The organism is Rhodanobacter sp. UC4451_H18 (assembly GCF_052978225.1).
Genome location: NZ_CM129663.1, coordinates 978569 through 993503 on the forward strand (window position 1 = coordinate 978569; position 14935 = coordinate 993503).

Consider the following 14935-nt stretch of genomic DNA (forward strand, 5'->3'; position numbering starts at 1 on the left):
ACATCGATCTTGCCCCCTCGCACCTGCGAGCGTATCGCGGTGATCGGCGTGACCAGCCACCGCAATATCTGCGCGCCCGATGCCGACCGATTAGCGAACTGAAGCAGACCAGCCATGAGCGGATAACGAAACACGCCGGCTCTTGTACCGAAATAATCGATGTTCAATGAGGCATTTCCGCATAACGTGAGGATGAAACCATGAAAAAGCGCATCGCATTGTCTGTAGCTTTTGGCATCGCCTTGGCGGCGACTTCGGCACTTGCCAGTGCCGGTACGCCGGCCGCGGGTTCCTCGGACTCGGTCATGGATGCCATCAGCAACTGGTTCGCCTGTGCGATTGGCAGTCAGAGTTGCGTATCTCCCGACACCACCACAGACCCGAGGATCAAAAACAACTAGCAAGGCGGCGCAGGCGGCAGGCCTGAGCAAGGCTTGCCGCCTTCATCCGCTCAAGGCGTTGGCGCCATCCGAAAATCGAAATTACCTGACGCGACCCCTTGCCCACCATGGAACATCGACCTCGCCTCCTCGCACCTGCCAGCGTACCGCTGGTGATCGGCGTCACCAGCCACCGCAACATTCCCGCCCGCGAAGTCGACCTGGTGCGGCGCCGCGTGCGGGAATTCCTGGCGCAACTGCAGCGCGATTTTCCCGCGCTGCCGCTGGTGGTGCTGTCCGCGCTGGCCGAGGGCGGCGACCAGTTGGTGGCGGAAGAGGCGTTGGCGCTCGGCGCGCGATTGATCGCGCCGCTGCCGTTGCCGCGCGAACTCTATGTCGAGGACTTCCACCACGCGGCCACCCGCGACCGTTTCGATGCACTCGCCGCGCGTGCCCGGGTGATCGAGCTGCCGCTGCTGCCGGACAGCACCTCCCGCGGCATCGGCAATCCTGGCCCCCAGCGCGATCGGCAGTACGGACGGGCCGGCGTGTTCATTGCGCGGCACTGCCATCTGTTGCTGGCGATCTGGGACGGCAAAGCGTCGACCCGGCTCGGCGGTACCGCCCAGGTGGCGGAGTTCTTTCTCAGCGGCGTGATGCCGGGCCTGACCGAGCGCCGCTGCGGCGGCCGTCATCACCTGCTGGGCAGCGGCGACGAGCGGCTGGTCTGCCAGATCGTCTGCTCGCGCGATACCGACGACGGCGCGCCGCTCCCGCCACTGCAGCCAGGGCAGCTGCTGTGGCGCACGCAGACCGAAGTTTCATTGCCCGACGTTCCGATGCCTGCGATGTTCCACCAGACTTTCGCGCGCATGGCCGAGTTCGACGCGGATTGCCTGAAATACCGCAGCGAGATCCACGGCGGTGCCGGTGCCGATGGGTCGCCAAGCGACACCGCAACGCTGGCACGGCCGGAGGCGGCCCTGTTCCGTGCGGCGGACTGGCTGGCGGTGCATTTCCGCCAGCGTGTGCTGCTGGCGATGCGAACCCTCTACACGCTGGCGGCAGTCATGGCCATCGCCTTCACGATCTACGACAACCTGCCCGACCAGGACGACTTCATCTACGTATTCCTGCTGCTGTTCGCCGGCGGCGTATGGCTGGCCACGCTCGCGCGGCGACGCGGCTGGCATCGCAAATACTTGGATTACCGGGCACTGGCGGAAGGCCTGCGCGTGCAAGGCTACTGGCGCCGTGCCGGGATCTCGCTCACCGGCGACCCCGAGTTTGCACAGGACAGCTTCATGCAGAAACAGGACATCGAGCTTGGCTGGACGCGCAACGTGATGCGCAGCGCCGCACTCTGCCGCGTGCCGGGCAGCGGCAACCCGGAGAGTGAGTTGCGCGAGGTCATCAGCGAATGGGTCGGAGACGGCGCACATGGTGGCCAGGTGGACTACTTCCGCAGCAAGGCTGCGCAGCGCACGCGCCAGCATCGCTTCACCGAAATGCTGGGCTTCGCCAGCCTGCTTGCCGGCATCGGCATCAGCATCGTGCTGGCGGCGCTCGCACACCGCCTGGCCGCCGATACCAAGAACACGCTGGTGGTCATCATGGGCGTGCTGTCGATCCTCGCCGCCGTGCGCGAGGCTTATGCGTTCAAGAAGGCCGACAAGGAACTCATCAAGCAATACCGCTTCATGCAACGCATCTTCGACGAGGCGCGCAAGGCGCTGGCCCTGACCACCAACGCCACCGAGCAACGCGCCATCCTCCACGCGCTGGGCGAGGCCGCCCTGGCCGAACACGCCGAATGGGCCCTGATGCATCGCCAGCGACCGCTGGAACACGGGAGAATGTAGGCGAGACCGGAGCAAACCACATGAGTCGATTCACCGAAGAATGCCGCGCCTGTTTCGACTTCGAAGTCGACTTCTCCAACGGCGGCGGCATCCAGGGCCAGGGATTCCGGCTCGACATCGACGGCGACGACATCGACGACGCGGCGCTGGCCGACTACATCGTGCGCGACATGCGGTTGCTGATGGTCGGCGCCGTGCGCATCCTCAACAAGTCGATCATCCGCGAACGTCACAAGCGCCAGCCGCAAGCCGCGCCGGGCAACGCCGTCCGGCCGGACCTGATCGACCTCGCCCACGTCGTGCACAGCGGCGAGGAGGTCTACCCCGGTCTGCCCGCGCCCCGCGTGTCGGACCATCTCAGCCACCAGGCCAGCATCGGCCGCTACGCCGAGGGCGTGACGTTCCAGATTGCGCGCATCGACATGGTGGCCAACTCCGGCACCGCGATCGACGCACCCTCCCACCGCTACCCCGGCGCCGCCGACGTCGCCCAGCTGCCGCTCGGCGACATCGCCGACGTGGATGCCGTGGTCATCCACCTGCAGGGCATGCGCGGTCGAAGCATCGACCGCGCCGCGCTCGCGGCACTGGACGTGCGCGGGCGCGCCGTACTGCTCGATACCGGCTGGGCCGCTCGCTGGGGCACCAGTGCCTACCTGCAGGCGCAACCTTTCCTCAGCCGCGACGGCGCCGAGTACCTGCGCGACCACGGCGCGGTGCTGGTCGGCGTCGACGCGCTCAACATCGACGACACCGGCGATCCGCAACGCCCCGCCCACTCGATCCTGCTGGCCGCCGGCATCCCGATCGTCGAGAACCTCGCCTCACTCGCCATGCTGCCCGCCGAGAAGCTGCGCTTCTCCGCCGTGCCGATGCGCATGGCAGGCATGGGCACGTTCCCGGTGCGGGCGTGGGCACGCCTGGGTTGAGGTAACCGGCGGCATGCGGCAGCGCTGTGCGCCGCCGGAACTCGACTGATCGCGGAGGCACCCCGTCGCGCGGCGTGCGTCAATGCCGGCGCGACATTCGACCGCATGGGCCACCCGGGCCAAGTTGACCACAGTCAAACGTGAGCGCGTGGCGCACGCGCATGATCCGCCCTGTCCACAAGCGGGCGCGATCCATGATCAGCTGCGACACCGTCATCATCGGCGCAGGCCCGGTCGGCCTGTTCCAGGTTTTCGAGCTGGGCCTGCTCGGGCTGGATGCGCACGTGGTCGATGCCGTGCCGCATGCCGGCGGGCAATGCATCGAGCTGTATCCGGACAAGCCGATCTACGACATCCCGGCGGTGCCGGTGTGCAGCGGGCACGAGCTGATCGCGCGGCTGCAGCAGCAGATCCGGCCGTTCGCGCCGCAGTTCCACCTGGGCCACACCGTCACCTCGCTGGAACGCATGCAGGACAGTCGCTTCCGCCTGCAGACCAGCGGCGGGCTGGCGTTCGACGCAGGCGCGGTGATCATCGCCGGTGGCCTGGGCGCGTTCGCACCGCGCACGCTGAACCTGCCGGAAGCCGCGCCGCTGGTGGGCCGCACGCTGCACTACAAGGTGACCCAGCCGGCGCTGTTCGACGACCAGGACATCGTGATCGCCGGCGGCGGCGACGCGGCACTGGACTGGGCGCTGGAGCTGGTCGAGCGCGTGCGCAGCGTGGTGCTGGTGCACCGCTCGTCCAGCTTCCGTGCCACGCCGGCCAGCGTGGCACGCATGCAGGCCTTGTGCGACGAGGGGCGCATGCAGTTCTGCGAAGGCGACATCGTCGGCCTGGAAACGGCGAACGACGCACTGGCGCAGGTGCGCGTACGCACGCGCAGCGGCATGGTCCAGCGCATCGCGGCCTCGCACCTGCTGGTGTTCTGGGGCCTGCATCCGGCGCTGGGGCCGATCGCCGAATGGGGACTGGCGCTGGAACGCCAGCAACTGGTGGTGGACCCGGCGACCTTCCGGACCTCGGTGCCCGGCATCTTCGCGGTGGGCGACATCAACACCTACCCGGGCAAGAAGAAGCTGATCCTGTCGGGCTTCCATGAAAGCGCGCTGTGCGCGTTCGCCGTGCACGCGCACCTGCACCCCGGCGACAAGGTGAACCTGCAGTACACGACCACCAGCCCGGCCTTGCAGCGGCGCCTGGGCGTGCGCGATGCCGAGCGCGATGACGTCGTCGCCGAGCCGCCGCCACGCGTGGCTGCCACGGCCTGACCTCGCCCGCCCGCACGCGTTCAATCACTCATCCCGGGAGACATCCCATGCACCGTCCCTCCGCTTCCGACGACCTGCGTTCGCCCGAACGCCGGCGCTGGCTGAAGCAGGCCGGCCAGCTCGCCATCGCCGGCGGCCTGCTGGCCGGCGGCGGCTGGGCGGTGCTCAAGCGCAAGCAGAACCTGTGGCAGGTGCGCCGCGAGCGCACGCTGATGCAGACCTCGGTGGCGGTGACCTGCCTGGCCGATGACGTGCAAGCCGCGGGCGTGGCGATCGAGGCGGCGTTCGCGCGCATGGCCGCGACCGCCGCGCAGCTGACTCGCTTCGATCCCGCCAGCCCGTTGGCGCGACTCAACCGCGAGGGCCGGCTGGCGCAGGTGCCGGCGCAACTGGATGCGGTGCTGCGCCAGGCGCTGTCGCTGTCGCGACTGACCGACGGCGCGTTCGACCCGACCGTGCTGCCGGTGCTGCGCTACTTCGAAACGCTGCGCGGCACGGCGGCCACCGACGCGCACGAGCAGCGCGTGGCTGAAAGCCGCGACGCGCTGGTCGGCTACCGCGACCTCGCACTCGATGCGCGCGGCGCGCGGCTGCTGCGCCCGGGCATGGCGATCACGCTGGACGGCATCGCCAAGGGCCACGTGGTCGACCAGGGCATCGCCGCGCTGCGCGGCGCCGGCATCGAGTACGGCTTGATCGACGCCGGTGGCGACATTCAGGCGATCTGCGGCAACGACCCGGCGCGGCACTGGAACGTCGGCATCGTCGATCCACGCGACGTCAGCCGCGTGGCAGTGGTGCTGCAATTGCGCAACGCGGCGGTGTCGACGTCCGGCAATTACCGCGTGTTCTTCTCCGCCGACCGGCGCCTGTTCCACATCGTCAACCCGCGCACCGGCTGGTCGCCGCAAAGCTATTCCAGCGTCACCGTGATGGCGCAGCGTTCGGTGCTGGCCGACGGCATGAGCACGGCGGCGTTCTCGCTGGAGCTGCCGCGCCTGTCTGCACTGATGGACGCGCAGGACCAGCAGTGGCTGGCGTTCTCGCGCACGGGCGGGCAGCGTTGGCGCTCGCGCGACCTGCCGCTGATCGCCGGCACGGCGGAGCGCGCGTGATGCGCTTGTCACGCCCGCTCGTCACCCGCCTGCTGCTGGCGCTGTGCCTGTTGTTGCCGGCACCCGCCGCGCTGGCCGGCATCGATGCGAAGCACCCGCAGTTGCACGAGGTATTTCCGCAGGCCACCCGCTACGGCGACATCGAAGGCACGCCGCCGGCGGCCGCGGTGTACCGGGGCGACAAGATCATCGGCTACGTGTTCGAGACGGTGATGGTGGCGCCGGTGCCGGCGTACTCGGGCGCGCCGATCAACCTGCTGGTGTCGATCGGCACCGACGGCAGCATCCGCGACGCCCGCGTGCTGGAGCAGCACGAGCCGATCCTGCTGGTCGGCATCCCCGTGCAGAAGCTGTACGACTTCGTGGCGCGCTACATCGGCCATCGCGTGGACGACCAGATCGTGGTCGGCGGCGGTGCCAGCGGCAGCGTGCGCATCGACGCGATCAGCAGCGCCACGGTGACCTCGATGGTGGTCAACGAGACGATCATGAACTCGGCGCTGAAGGTGGCCGCCTCGCGCAAGCTGATCGCCGGCGCGACCGACACCGACGCCAGGACCGCGGCGGTGCGCACCGACTACTACCAGCGGGCCGACTGGGACACGCTGACCGGCAACGGCGCGATCGCCCACCTGCAGCTCAAGCGCCAGGCGATCACCGACGCCTTCAAGGGCCAGCCGGAGAGCGGCCTGGTCGACGATCCCACCGCGCCGGCGCCCGGCCACGAGGGCGATGTCTTCATCGACCTGTACTTCGCCGACGTCACCCCGCCCACGGTGGGCCGCAACCTGCTCGGCCCGACCGCCCACGCCGACCTGATGAAGCAGCTCAAGCCCGGCGACTCGGCGATCGCGGTGATGGCCAACGGCATCTATTCGTTCAAGGGCGTGGGTTACGTGCGCGGCGGCATCTTCGACCGCGTGCACGTGCTGCAGGACGGCAAGCTGGTGCTGTTCAAGGACACCGACCTGGTGCAGTTGAACGACACCCCGCTGCGTGGCAAGCCGGCGTTCGCCGAGCAGGCGATCTTCATCGTGCGCAACAGCGGCAGCGGTTTCGACGCGACCCGGCCGTGGACGCTGCAGCTGATGGTGAACCGCCAGGTCGGCCCGCTGCAGAGCATCTACCACACCTTCACCCGCGACTACCGCATGCCGGCGGTCTACACCACGCGACCGGAGAGCAGCACCGACTCGCAGTCCAATGCACTGCCGGCCGACGCCGCACTGTGGCAGAAGATCTGGTACGGCCGGCGCATCGACATCGCCGTGCTGCTGGCGGGGCTGACCGTGCTGACGCTGGTCCTGCTGTTCCAGGACTGGCTGGTGACGCGGCCCGTGCTGCTCGAACGCGTGCGCACCGGTTTCCTGATCTACACGCTGGTGTTCATCGGCTGGCACGGGCTGGCGCAGCTGTCGGTGGTGAACATCTTCACCTTCATCCAGTCGGTGCTGCACGGCTTCCATTGGGAAACCTTCCTGATGGACCCGCTGATCTTCATCCTGTGGGTATTCGTCGCCGCCACCCTGCTGCTGCTCGGGCGCGGCGTGTACTGCGGATGGCTGTGCCCGTTCGGCGCGCTGCAGGTACTGGTGAACAACGCGGCCAAGCGGCTGCACGTGCCGCAGTTCGAGTTTCCGCGGGCGGTGCACGAGCGGTTGTGGGCGCTGAAGTACGTCATCCTGCTGGTGCTGTTCGGCATGTCGCTGCAGTCGCTCAACACGGCCGAGCACTACGCCGAGATCGAGCCGTTCAAGACCACGTTCACGCTGCACTTCGCGCGCTCGTGGAGCTACGTGCTCTACGCGGTGCTGCTGGTCGGCGTATCCGCGTTCAACCACAAGTTCTATTGCCGCTATGTCTGCCCGCTGGGTGCCGGACTGGCCGTGTCCGGACGCTGGCGATTGTTCGAATGGCTGCGCCGACGCCCCGAGTGCGGCAGCCCCTGCCAGGTCTGCGCCAACGAGTGCGAGGTCAAGGCGATCCATGCGGATGGCCGCATCGACTTCAACGAATGCCACTACTGCCTGGATTGCCAGGTCACCCGCGTCAACGACCACAAGTGCCCGCCGGTAGTACAGCAACGCAAGAAGCGCGAACGCGCCGCGCGGCCGTTGCCCACACCGATCGCGCTGATTACCCCGGCGAACGCGCCGGAAACCCGAGAGCCGGCGCCCGTCGTCGACTGATCCCCACCTCACCTGCCTCTGCGGATGGAAGCCATGCACGACGAATCGAAAATCAAACCCGAAGCAATCGAGGAAGGCGCCGACCCCGCGCGTCGCAACTTCATCAGGACCAGCGCGCTGGCCGGCCTGGCCGGTGCGGCGGGACTGGCACTGGCGGGCTGCGGTCGCAAAGGGGACCACGGTGGCGCGGAAGGTGCCGCCGCCGGACACGATGGCGAACGCCAGCGCGAGCACGGCGAGCACGAAGCCGCTTCCGACCACGTGCCGCCCGGCCAGCTCGACGAGTACTACGGCTTCTGGAGCGGCGGCCAGTCCGGCGAGGTGCGCCTGGTCGGCGTGCCCTCGATGCGCGAGCTGATGCGCATCCCGGTGTTCAACCCCGACTTCACCATCGGCTGGGGCGTCACCAACGAGAGCAAGCGCGTGCTGGGGCCGAACTTCCCGCCCGGCGGCGACTGCCACCACCCGCACATGAGCCAGACCGACGGCCACTACGACGGCCGCTACATCTTCATCAACGACAAGGCGCACACCCGCGTCGCGCGCATCCGCTGCGACGTGATGCGCACCGACCGCATCACCGACGTGCCCAACGTGCAGGCGATCCACGGCCTGCGCGTGCAGCGCGCACCGCGCACCGGCTACGTGTTCGCCAACGGCGAGTTCCTGATCCCGGCACCGAACGACGGCCGCGACCTGGACGATCCGAAAAAGTACCAGACCATGTTCAGCGCGCTCGACGGCGACACCATGGAAGTCGTCTGGCAGGTGCTGGTGGACGGCAACCTGGACAACACCGAGGCCGACTACGCCGGCAAGTACGCCATCTCCACCTGCTACAACAGCGAGGGCGGCATGGACCTGCCCGGCACGATGCAGGCCGAGCGCGACTGGGCTGTGGTGTTCAACATCGCGCGCATCGAGGCAGCGGTGAAGAAGGGCGAGTTCAAGACCATCGGCAGCTCCAAGGTGCCGGTGCTGGACGGTCGCCACGGCTCGCCGCTGACCCTCTACATCCCGATCCCGAAGAACCCGCACGGGATCAACGCCAGCCCCGACGGCAAGTACGTGGTGGCCAACGGCAAGCTCTCGCCCACCGTCACCGTGATGGAGTGGAGCCGCATCGACGACTGCTTCGCCGGCAAGCTGAAGGACCCGCGCGATACGGTGGTGGCCGAGCCCGAACTGGGCCTGGGTCCGTTGCACACCGCCTACGATGGCCGCGGCAACGCCTACACCACGCTGTTCATCGACAGCCAGATCGCCAAGTGGAACATCGCCGACGCGATCGCCGCCCACGACGGCAAGAAGGTCAACTACCTGCGCCAGAAGATCGACGTGGCCTACCAGCCCGGCCACTGCCACACCTCGATGGGCGAGACCCGCGATGCCGACGGCAAGTGGCTGGTGTCGCTGAACAAGTTCTCCAAGGACCGCTTCCTGCCCACCGGCCCGCTGCATCCGGACAACGACCAGCTGATCGACATCTCCGGCGAGACCATGAAGCTGGTCGCCGACGGCCCGGTCTACGCCGAACCGCACGACGTGATCCTGCTGCACCGCCGGCAGCTGATCGACAAGGTCAGGAAGAGCTGGGATCGCGACGATCCGTTCTTCGCCGAGACGGTGGCGATGGCGAAGAAGCACGGCGTCAACGTGCTGTCCGACAGCAAGGTCATCCGCGAGGGCCGCAAGGTGTTCGTGTACATGACCTCGGCCGCGCCGATCTTCAGCATGGGCAGCTTCAAGGTGAAGAAGGGCGACGAGGTGACCGTGGTGGTGACCAACATCGACGCGGTGGAGGACGTCAGCCACGGCTTCTGCATCGTCAACTACGGCATCAACATGGAGATCAGCCCGGGCGCCACCGCCTCGACCACCTTCACCGCCGACAAGGCGGGGGTGTTCTGGTACTACTGCACGTTCTTCTGCCATGCGATGCACATGGAGATGAGCGGGCGGATGCTGGTCGAGGCGTGAGCCGCGTCGTGCCGCCGCGCAGTGCGCGGCGGCACGGCCGGATTCTCCGTCCCATGGATACGCTTCGTTTCCTTGCCGCCCTGGCGCTGGCGCTACCGCTGGCGGCACCGGTGCATGCGCGCGAGTCGCTGGAGCAGCTTGTGGCCGCGGCGGCGCCTGGCACCACCATCAACGTGCCGGCCGGCGTGCACACGGTGCACCTGCGGCTGGACAAACCCATCACCCTCGTCGGTGAACCCGGCGCGATCCTCGACGGCGGCGGCGAAGGCGACGTGGTGCGCATCGGCGCCGCGCAGGTCGCCGTGCGTGGATTGACCATCCGCCATAGCGGCACCGATCTCACCGCGATGAACGCCGGCATCTTCGTCGAGCGCCAGGCGCGCGACGTCACGCTCGAGGGCAACCACATCGAGCAGAGCCTGTTCGGCGTCTACCTCGACGGCGCGGCCAACGTGCGCGTCGCGCACAACGTGATCCGCGGCATGCGCTCGCTGCGCGTGGCCGACCGCGGGGACGGCATCCACCTGTGGAACGACACCGGCTGCACCATCGAGGGCAACGACGTGGCCGACTCGCGCGACGGCATCTACGTCTACGTCAGCCCGCACAACACCATCGCGCGCAACGTGGTGCACGAGGTGCGCTACGGCATCCACTACATGTATTCCCAGCACAACCTGCTGCTGGGCAATATCAGCCGCGGCAACCTGGCCGGCTACGCGCTGATGTCGTCCGATCACCTCAAGGTGATCGGCAACACCGCCGAGGACGACGAATCCTACGGCTTCCTGCTCAACTACATCTCGCACAGCGAGATCGCCGGCAACCAGGTACGCCGCATCAACGGCCAGCGCGACACCCGGGGCGGGCTGATCGACGGCACCGAGGGCAAGGGGCTGTTCGTCTACCTGTCGCAGTTCAACACCCTCCACGACAACCTCGCCGCCGACTCGCAGATCGGCATCCACATGACCGCCGGTTCGGAGAACAACCGGTTGTGGGGCAACCGCTTCGTGGACAACCGTATCCAGGTGAAGTACGTGCAGAACCTGGCGCAGGAGTGGTCCGAGCGCGGCCGCGGCAATTTCTGGAGCGACTACCTCGGCTGGGACCTGGACGCCGACGGCATCGGCGACGTGCCGTTCCGCCCCAACGACGGCGTCGACGTGCTGCTGTGGAAATACCCCTCCGCGCGCAACCTGATGTCCAGCCCCGCGGTGCTGCTGCTGCGCTACGTGCAGCGCGCGTTCCCCGTGTTCACGCCGCCCTCGGTGCAGGACAGCCGCCCGCTGATGAAAGCCCCCTCCTCCTTCCGGCCCGACCATGAACCACGCGATTGAATTCGAGGCGCTGGCCAAGCGCTACGGCACGCTGGCCGCGCTCGACGGCATCAGCGCCTGCGTGCCGCGCGGCCGGGTGATCGGCCTGCTCGGCCACAACGGCGCCGGCAAGTCCACTCTGATCAAGCTGATCCTCGGCCTGATCGCGCCCAGCGACGGCCGGCTCGATGTGCTCGGCCAGTCGCCGTGGCGCGCGCACGCGCTGCGCCGGCGCATCGGCTACCTGCCCGAGAACGCCACCTTCTACGCCAGCCTCAGCGGGCGCGAACTGCTCGACTACCTGGCCCGGCTGAAGCAGGCGCCGCGCGGCCAGGTCGCGGCGCTACTGGAGCGCGTGGGCCTGGCGCACGCCGCCGACCGGCGCATCGGCAGCTACTCCAAGGGCATGCGCCAGCGCCTGGGCCTGGCCCAGGCGTTGCTGGGCTCGCCGGAACTGGTGCTGCTGGACGAGCCGACCACCGGGCTCGACCCGCAGGCCTCGCGCGAGCTGTACCGCATCGTCGGCGAGCTGCGCGCGGACGGGCGCAGCGTGCTGCTCTCCTCGCACCTGCTGGCCGAGCTGGAGCCGCACATCGACGGCGCGCTGATCCTGCGCCAGGGCCGCCTGCTCGCCGCCGGCAGCCTCGACGCGCTGGGCGAGCAGGCCGCGCTGCCCGCACGCCTGCTGCTGCGCCCGCGCGAGGACGCTGCCGGTGGGCTGCTGGTCCGGCTGGACGCACGCGGCCTGCCCGCACTGCTGCGCCCGGACGGCCTGCTGGAACTGCAAGTGCCGCGCGCCGGCAAGCTGCCGGTGCTGCGTGAACTGCTGGCCGACCCCGCGGTGGCCGACCTCGACGTGCGCGAGCCTACCCTGGCGCAGCTCTACGACTGGCTGGGCGCCGGCCAGCACACCACGGCGGAGGTCTGCGCATGAACACCGTGCTGACCGTCGCCGGGAAGGAGTTCCGCGACGACTTCCGCAACCGCTGGACGGTGGCGCTGACCATCCTGTTCGCGCTGCTGGCGCTGGGCATCGCCTGGTTCGGCAGCGCCGCGGCCGGGCGCGTGGGCTTCACCTCGTTCGACGCCACGCTGGCCAGCCTGACCACGCTGGGCGCGTTCGTGATCCCGCTGATCGGCCTGCTGATCGCCTACGACGCCATCGTCGGCGAGCGCGACGACGGCACCCTGCTGCTGATGCTGAGCTACCCGCTCTCACGCGGCCAACTGGTGGCCGGCAAGTTCCTCGGCCACTGCGGCGCGCTGGCCGCCGCCACGCTCGCCGGTTTCGGCGTGGCCGTGGCGATCATGCAGTGGATGCAGCCGCCCGCGCAGACGCTGCAGGCGTGGCTGCACATCGGCCGCTTCATCCTCAGCGCCTCGCTGCTGGGCGCCTGCTTCGTCGGGCTGGCCTGCCTGATCAGCGTGCAGACCGCCGACAAGTCGCGCGCCGCCGGCCTGGCGCTGATCGGCTGGCTCGCCAGCGTGGTGCTGTTCGACCTCGCGCTGCTGGCGCTGCTGGTGGTCAGCGGCGGCAATCCGGTCGAGCGGGCGGTGTATCCGTACCTGCTGCTGCTCAACCCGGTCGACGTGTTCCGCCTGGTCAACCTGACCGCGCTGGGCGACGGCGCCGGCAACGACCTGCTCACCGGCATGACTGCCCACCACGGCTACCCGCCGCTGCTGCTGGGCCTGGCGATGCTGGCCTGGGCGGTGCTGCCGTTTGCGTGGGCGCTGTTCGCGTTCCGGCGCAAGGAAGTCTGAGGAGAACCGCATGCGCATCCACCCCACGCTCCGCTGCACCCGCCCGGCCGCGCTGGCCCTTGCGCTGGCCCTGCTCGCCGGCTGCGACGGCGGCCACGCGCCTGCGCAGCACGCGGTCGACACCCACCCGGACGACGCCTGTGCCGTGTGCGGCATGTACCTGGACGGCTCGCCTGGACCCCGAGCGGAAGCCTGGGTGAGCGGACGCACCAAGCCGCTGGTGTTCGACTCCACCCGCGATTTCTTCGCCTACGTGCTGCAACCGGAGAACCAGTCCGCGCTGCAGGAGCTGTACGTGCAGGACAGCGCGCATATCGACTGGCGCCAGCCCAGCCATGCCGCGGCCAGCTTCATCGACGCGCGCCGCGCGTTCTACGTGGCCTGGCAGCCGCTGCCCGGCTCGATGGGACCGACGCTGGCGCCATTCGCCAGCCGCGCGGCAGCGGAAGCCTTCGTGCACCAACACGGCGGCGCCGTGCTCGCTTTCGACGAAGTCACGCCCGCGCTGGTGGCCACGCTGGATTACCGCTGCCCTGCCCAGGCCGCCGGCGCGCGTGGCCCGCTGCAATGCCTGGCCGCACCCGCGGCATCCTCCGCCCTGCCCGCCACGCTGCACTCACCGGCTGCATCTGCCGCGCCGGCGACGCCAGCCCACCCCCTTCCCTGACGAGAATTCACCCATGCTCGGACTGAACAGTTTTTCGCACTGGATCGTGCTGCTGGTGCTGGTGCTGCTGGTGTTCGGCACCGGCAAGCTGCGCAACGTCGGCCGCGACCTCGGCAGCGCCATCGCCGATTTCCGCCAGGGGCTCAAGGGCGGCCAGCCGCACGAGGCCACGCCGCCGACGGTGCGGCGAGATGCGGATGGCCAACCACGACATTGAGGCGCTGATCCGGATGCGTTGACTTGCCTGATGCAGGCACCGCAACGGCGGTCGAGACTCGCCTGTTGAAGCGTCATCGTCAGCTCAGGTCCCGGCCAGCAACCGCTCGCACAACGCCCGATACACCGCCGGCAGTTTCTCCAGCTCCGCCACGTCCACGCACTCGTCCACCTTGTGGATGGTGGCGTTGACCGGGCCGAGCTCGACAACTTCGGCACCCATCGGGGCAATGAAGCGGCCGTCCGAGGTGCCGCCGCCGGTGCTCTGTTCGGGATCGATGCCGCACAGCTCGCGGCAGACTGCCACCACGGTTTCGCGCAACACGCCGCCGGGCGGGGTGAGGAAGGGTTCGCCGGAGAGATTCCAGTCGAGTGCGAAGTCGAGTCCATGGCGATGCAGGATCGCCTCGGTGCGCGCGCGCAGGTCGTCGGCGCGACTGGCGGTGCAGTAGCGGAAATTGATCAGCGCGACGAGTTCACCGGGGATCACGTTGTTCGCGCCGGTGCCGGCGTTGAGGTTGGAGACCTGGAACGAGGTGGGCGGGAAACCCGCATTGCCCTCGTCCCAGCGCTCGGCGGCGAGTTCGGCCAGGGCGGGAGCGAAGGCGTGGATCGGGTTGAGCGCCTTCTCGGGATACGCCACGTGGCCTTGCACGCCCCGCACGACGAGCGTGCCGGACAGCGAGCCGCGACGTCCGACGCGAATCAGGTCGCCGAGTGTTTCCTTCGAGGATGGCTCGCCCACTACGCACCAGTCGATGCGCTCGCCGCGCCCGCGGAAATGCTCGACCACGCGGCGCACCCCGTCGAGATTGGTCGGACCCTCCTCGTCGCTGGTCAGCAGCAGGCCGAGTCGGCCGCGATGATCGGGATGCGCGGCCACGAACTGCTCCAGTGCGACCACCATCGCCGCCACCGAGCCTTTCATGTCCGCCGCGCCGCGGCCGTATAGACGGCCATTGCGGATGGTCGGTTCGAACGGCGGGCTTTGCCACGCGGCTTCCGGACCGCTGGGCACCACGTCGGTGTGGCCGAGAAAGGCCAGTGTCGGACCGGCGGCGCCATGGGTGACCCACAGGTTGTCGACCTCGCCGTAGCGCAGGTGCTCGACGCGGAAGCCGGCGTGTTCCAGGCGCTCGCCGATCAAGGGCAGGCAACCGGCGTCTTCCGGCGTCACCGAACGACGGCGGATGAGGTCGCGGGCAAGTTCGAGCACGTCGGACATGGGGTTCCTGCGCAGTGC

General features: G+C 68.7%; 13 protein-coding genes. 12 read left to right on the forward strand and 1 reads right to left on the reverse strand.

Features of this window, described 5'->3' with window-relative positions:
• Nucleotides 1–200: 200 nt before the first annotated feature.
• From ACVCMG_RS04650 to tatA, 12 genes are all read left to right on the forward strand, one after another.
• Nucleotides 201–401 (forward strand): hypothetical protein, encoded by a 201-nt coding sequence (locus tag ACVCMG_RS04650; RefSeq protein ID WP_136259909.1) that lies wholly within the window; start codon nt 201–203, stop codon nt 399–401.
• 107 nt (nt 402–508) lie between these two features.
• The gene (locus ACVCMG_RS04655) at nt 509–2242 is read left to right on the forward strand and encodes a hypothetical protein (RefSeq protein ID WP_447114997.1); all 1734 of its coding nucleotides are present in this window, start codon (nt 509–511) and stop codon (nt 2240–2242) included.
• A gap of 20 nt (nt 2243–2262) precedes the next feature.
• Complete coding sequence (locus tag ACVCMG_RS04660; RefSeq protein WP_447114998.1) at nt 2263–3171, forward strand: cyclase family protein; 909 nt, start codon at nt 2263–2265, stop codon at nt 3169–3171.
• A 194-nt stretch (nt 3172–3365) separates the two neighbouring features.
• A complete protein-coding gene (locus ACVCMG_RS04665) occupies nt 3366–4442 on the forward strand; it encodes an NAD(P)/FAD-dependent oxidoreductase (RefSeq protein WP_447105844.1) in 1077 nt (358 codons plus the stop codon).
• A gap of 47 nt (nt 4443–4489) precedes the next feature.
• On the forward strand, nt 4490–5557 hold the full coding sequence (locus ACVCMG_RS04670) for an FAD:protein FMN transferase (protein WP_447105843.1): 1068 nt from the start codon (nt 4490–4492) through the stop codon (nt 5555–5557).
• A complete protein-coding gene (locus tag ACVCMG_RS04675; RefSeq protein WP_447114999.1) occupies nt 5557–7746 on the forward strand; it encodes a 4Fe-4S binding protein in 2190 nt (729 codons plus the stop codon). Before ACVCMG_RS04670 ends, ACVCMG_RS04675 begins: the two co-directional genes overlap by 1 nt.
• 33 nt (nt 7747–7779) lie before the next feature.
• A complete protein-coding gene (nosZ, locus tag ACVCMG_RS04680) occupies nt 7780–9726 on the forward strand; it encodes a TAT-dependent nitrous-oxide reductase (protein ID WP_447115000.1) in 1947 nt (648 codons plus the stop codon).
• A 53-nt stretch (nt 9727–9779) separates the two neighbouring features.
• The gene (locus ACVCMG_RS04685) at nt 9780–11066 is read left to right on the forward strand and encodes a nitrous oxide reductase family maturation protein NosD (RefSeq protein ID WP_447115001.1); all 1287 of its coding nucleotides are present in this window, start codon (nt 9780–9782) and stop codon (nt 11064–11066) included.
• Nucleotides 11050–11979 carry an ABC transporter ATP-binding protein gene (locus ACVCMG_RS04690; RefSeq protein ID WP_447115002.1) on the forward strand — a complete coding sequence of 310 codons (930 nt, stop codon included), beginning with the start codon at nt 11050–11052 and terminating at the stop codon, nt 11977–11979. Before ACVCMG_RS04685 ends, ACVCMG_RS04690 begins: the two co-directional genes overlap by 17 nt.
• A complete protein-coding gene (locus tag ACVCMG_RS04695; protein WP_447105838.1) occupies nt 11976–12809 on the forward strand; it encodes an ABC transporter permease in 834 nt (277 codons plus the stop codon). Before ACVCMG_RS04690 ends, ACVCMG_RS04695 begins: the two co-directional genes overlap by 4 nt.
• 10 nt (nt 12810–12819) lie before the next feature.
• Nucleotides 12820–13476: a nitrous oxide reductase accessory protein NosL gene (locus tag ACVCMG_RS04700; protein WP_447105837.1), complete on the forward strand. Its 657-nt coding sequence runs from the start codon at nt 12820–12822 to the stop codon at nt 13474–13476.
• A 13-nt stretch (nt 13477–13489) separates the two neighbouring features.
• Nucleotides 13490–13693: a twin-arginine translocase TatA/TatE family subunit gene (gene tatA / locus ACVCMG_RS04705; protein WP_447105836.1), complete on the forward strand. Its 204-nt coding sequence runs from the start codon at nt 13490–13492 to the stop codon at nt 13691–13693.
• A gap of 84 nt (nt 13694–13777) precedes the next feature.
• On the opposite strand, the gene dapE is transcribed toward tatA, so the two are convergent.
• Nucleotides 13778–14917: a succinyl-diaminopimelate desuccinylase gene (gene dapE / locus ACVCMG_RS04710; protein WP_447115003.1), complete on the reverse strand. Its 1140-nt coding sequence runs from the start codon at nt 14915–14917 to the stop codon at nt 13778–13780.
• Between the last annotated feature and the right edge of the window lie 18 nt (nt 14918–14935).

Bases quoted from the DNA above. Each gene is read 5' to 3' on its own strand.
- ACVCMG_RS04650 (WP_136259909.1), top strand. From the start codon at position 201: ATGAAAAAGCGCATCGCATTGTCTGTAGCTTTTGGCATCGCCTTGGCG.
- ACVCMG_RS04655 (WP_447114997.1), top strand. From the start codon at position 509: ATGGAACATCGACCTCGCCTCCTCGCACCTGCCAGCGTACCGCTGGTG.
- ACVCMG_RS04660 (WP_447114998.1), top strand. From the start codon at position 2,263: ATGAGTCGATTCACCGAAGAATGCCGCGCCTGTTTCGACTTCGAAGTC.
- ACVCMG_RS04665 (WP_447105844.1), top strand. From the start codon at position 3,366: ATGATCAGCTGCGACACCGTCATCATCGGCGCAGGCCCGGTCGGCCTG.
- ACVCMG_RS04670 (WP_447105843.1), top strand. From the start codon at position 4,490: ATGCACCGTCCCTCCGCTTCCGACGACCTGCGTTCGCCCGAACGCCGG.
- ACVCMG_RS04675 (WP_447114999.1), top strand. From the start codon at position 5,557: ATGCGCTTGTCACGCCCGCTCGTCACCCGCCTGCTGCTGGCGCTGTGC.
- nosZ (WP_447115000.1), top strand. From the start codon at position 7,780: ATGCACGACGAATCGAAAATCAAACCCGAAGCAATCGAGGAAGGCGCC.
- ACVCMG_RS04685 (WP_447115001.1), top strand. From the start codon at position 9,780: ATGGATACGCTTCGTTTCCTTGCCGCCCTGGCGCTGGCGCTACCGCTG.
- ACVCMG_RS04690 (WP_447115002.1), top strand. From the start codon at position 11,050: ATGAACCACGCGATTGAATTCGAGGCGCTGGCCAAGCGCTACGGCACG.
- ACVCMG_RS04695 (WP_447105838.1), top strand. From the start codon at position 11,976: ATGAACACCGTGCTGACCGTCGCCGGGAAGGAGTTCCGCGACGACTTC.
- ACVCMG_RS04700 (WP_447105837.1), top strand. From the start codon at position 12,820: ATGCGCATCCACCCCACGCTCCGCTGCACCCGCCCGGCCGCGCTGGCC.
- tatA (WP_447105836.1), top strand. From the start codon at position 13,490: ATGCTCGGACTGAACAGTTTTTCGCACTGGATCGTGCTGCTGGTGCTG.
- dapE (WP_447115003.1), bottom strand. From the start codon at position 14,917: ATGTCCGACGTGCTCGAACTTGCCCGCGACCTCATCCGCCGTCGTTCG.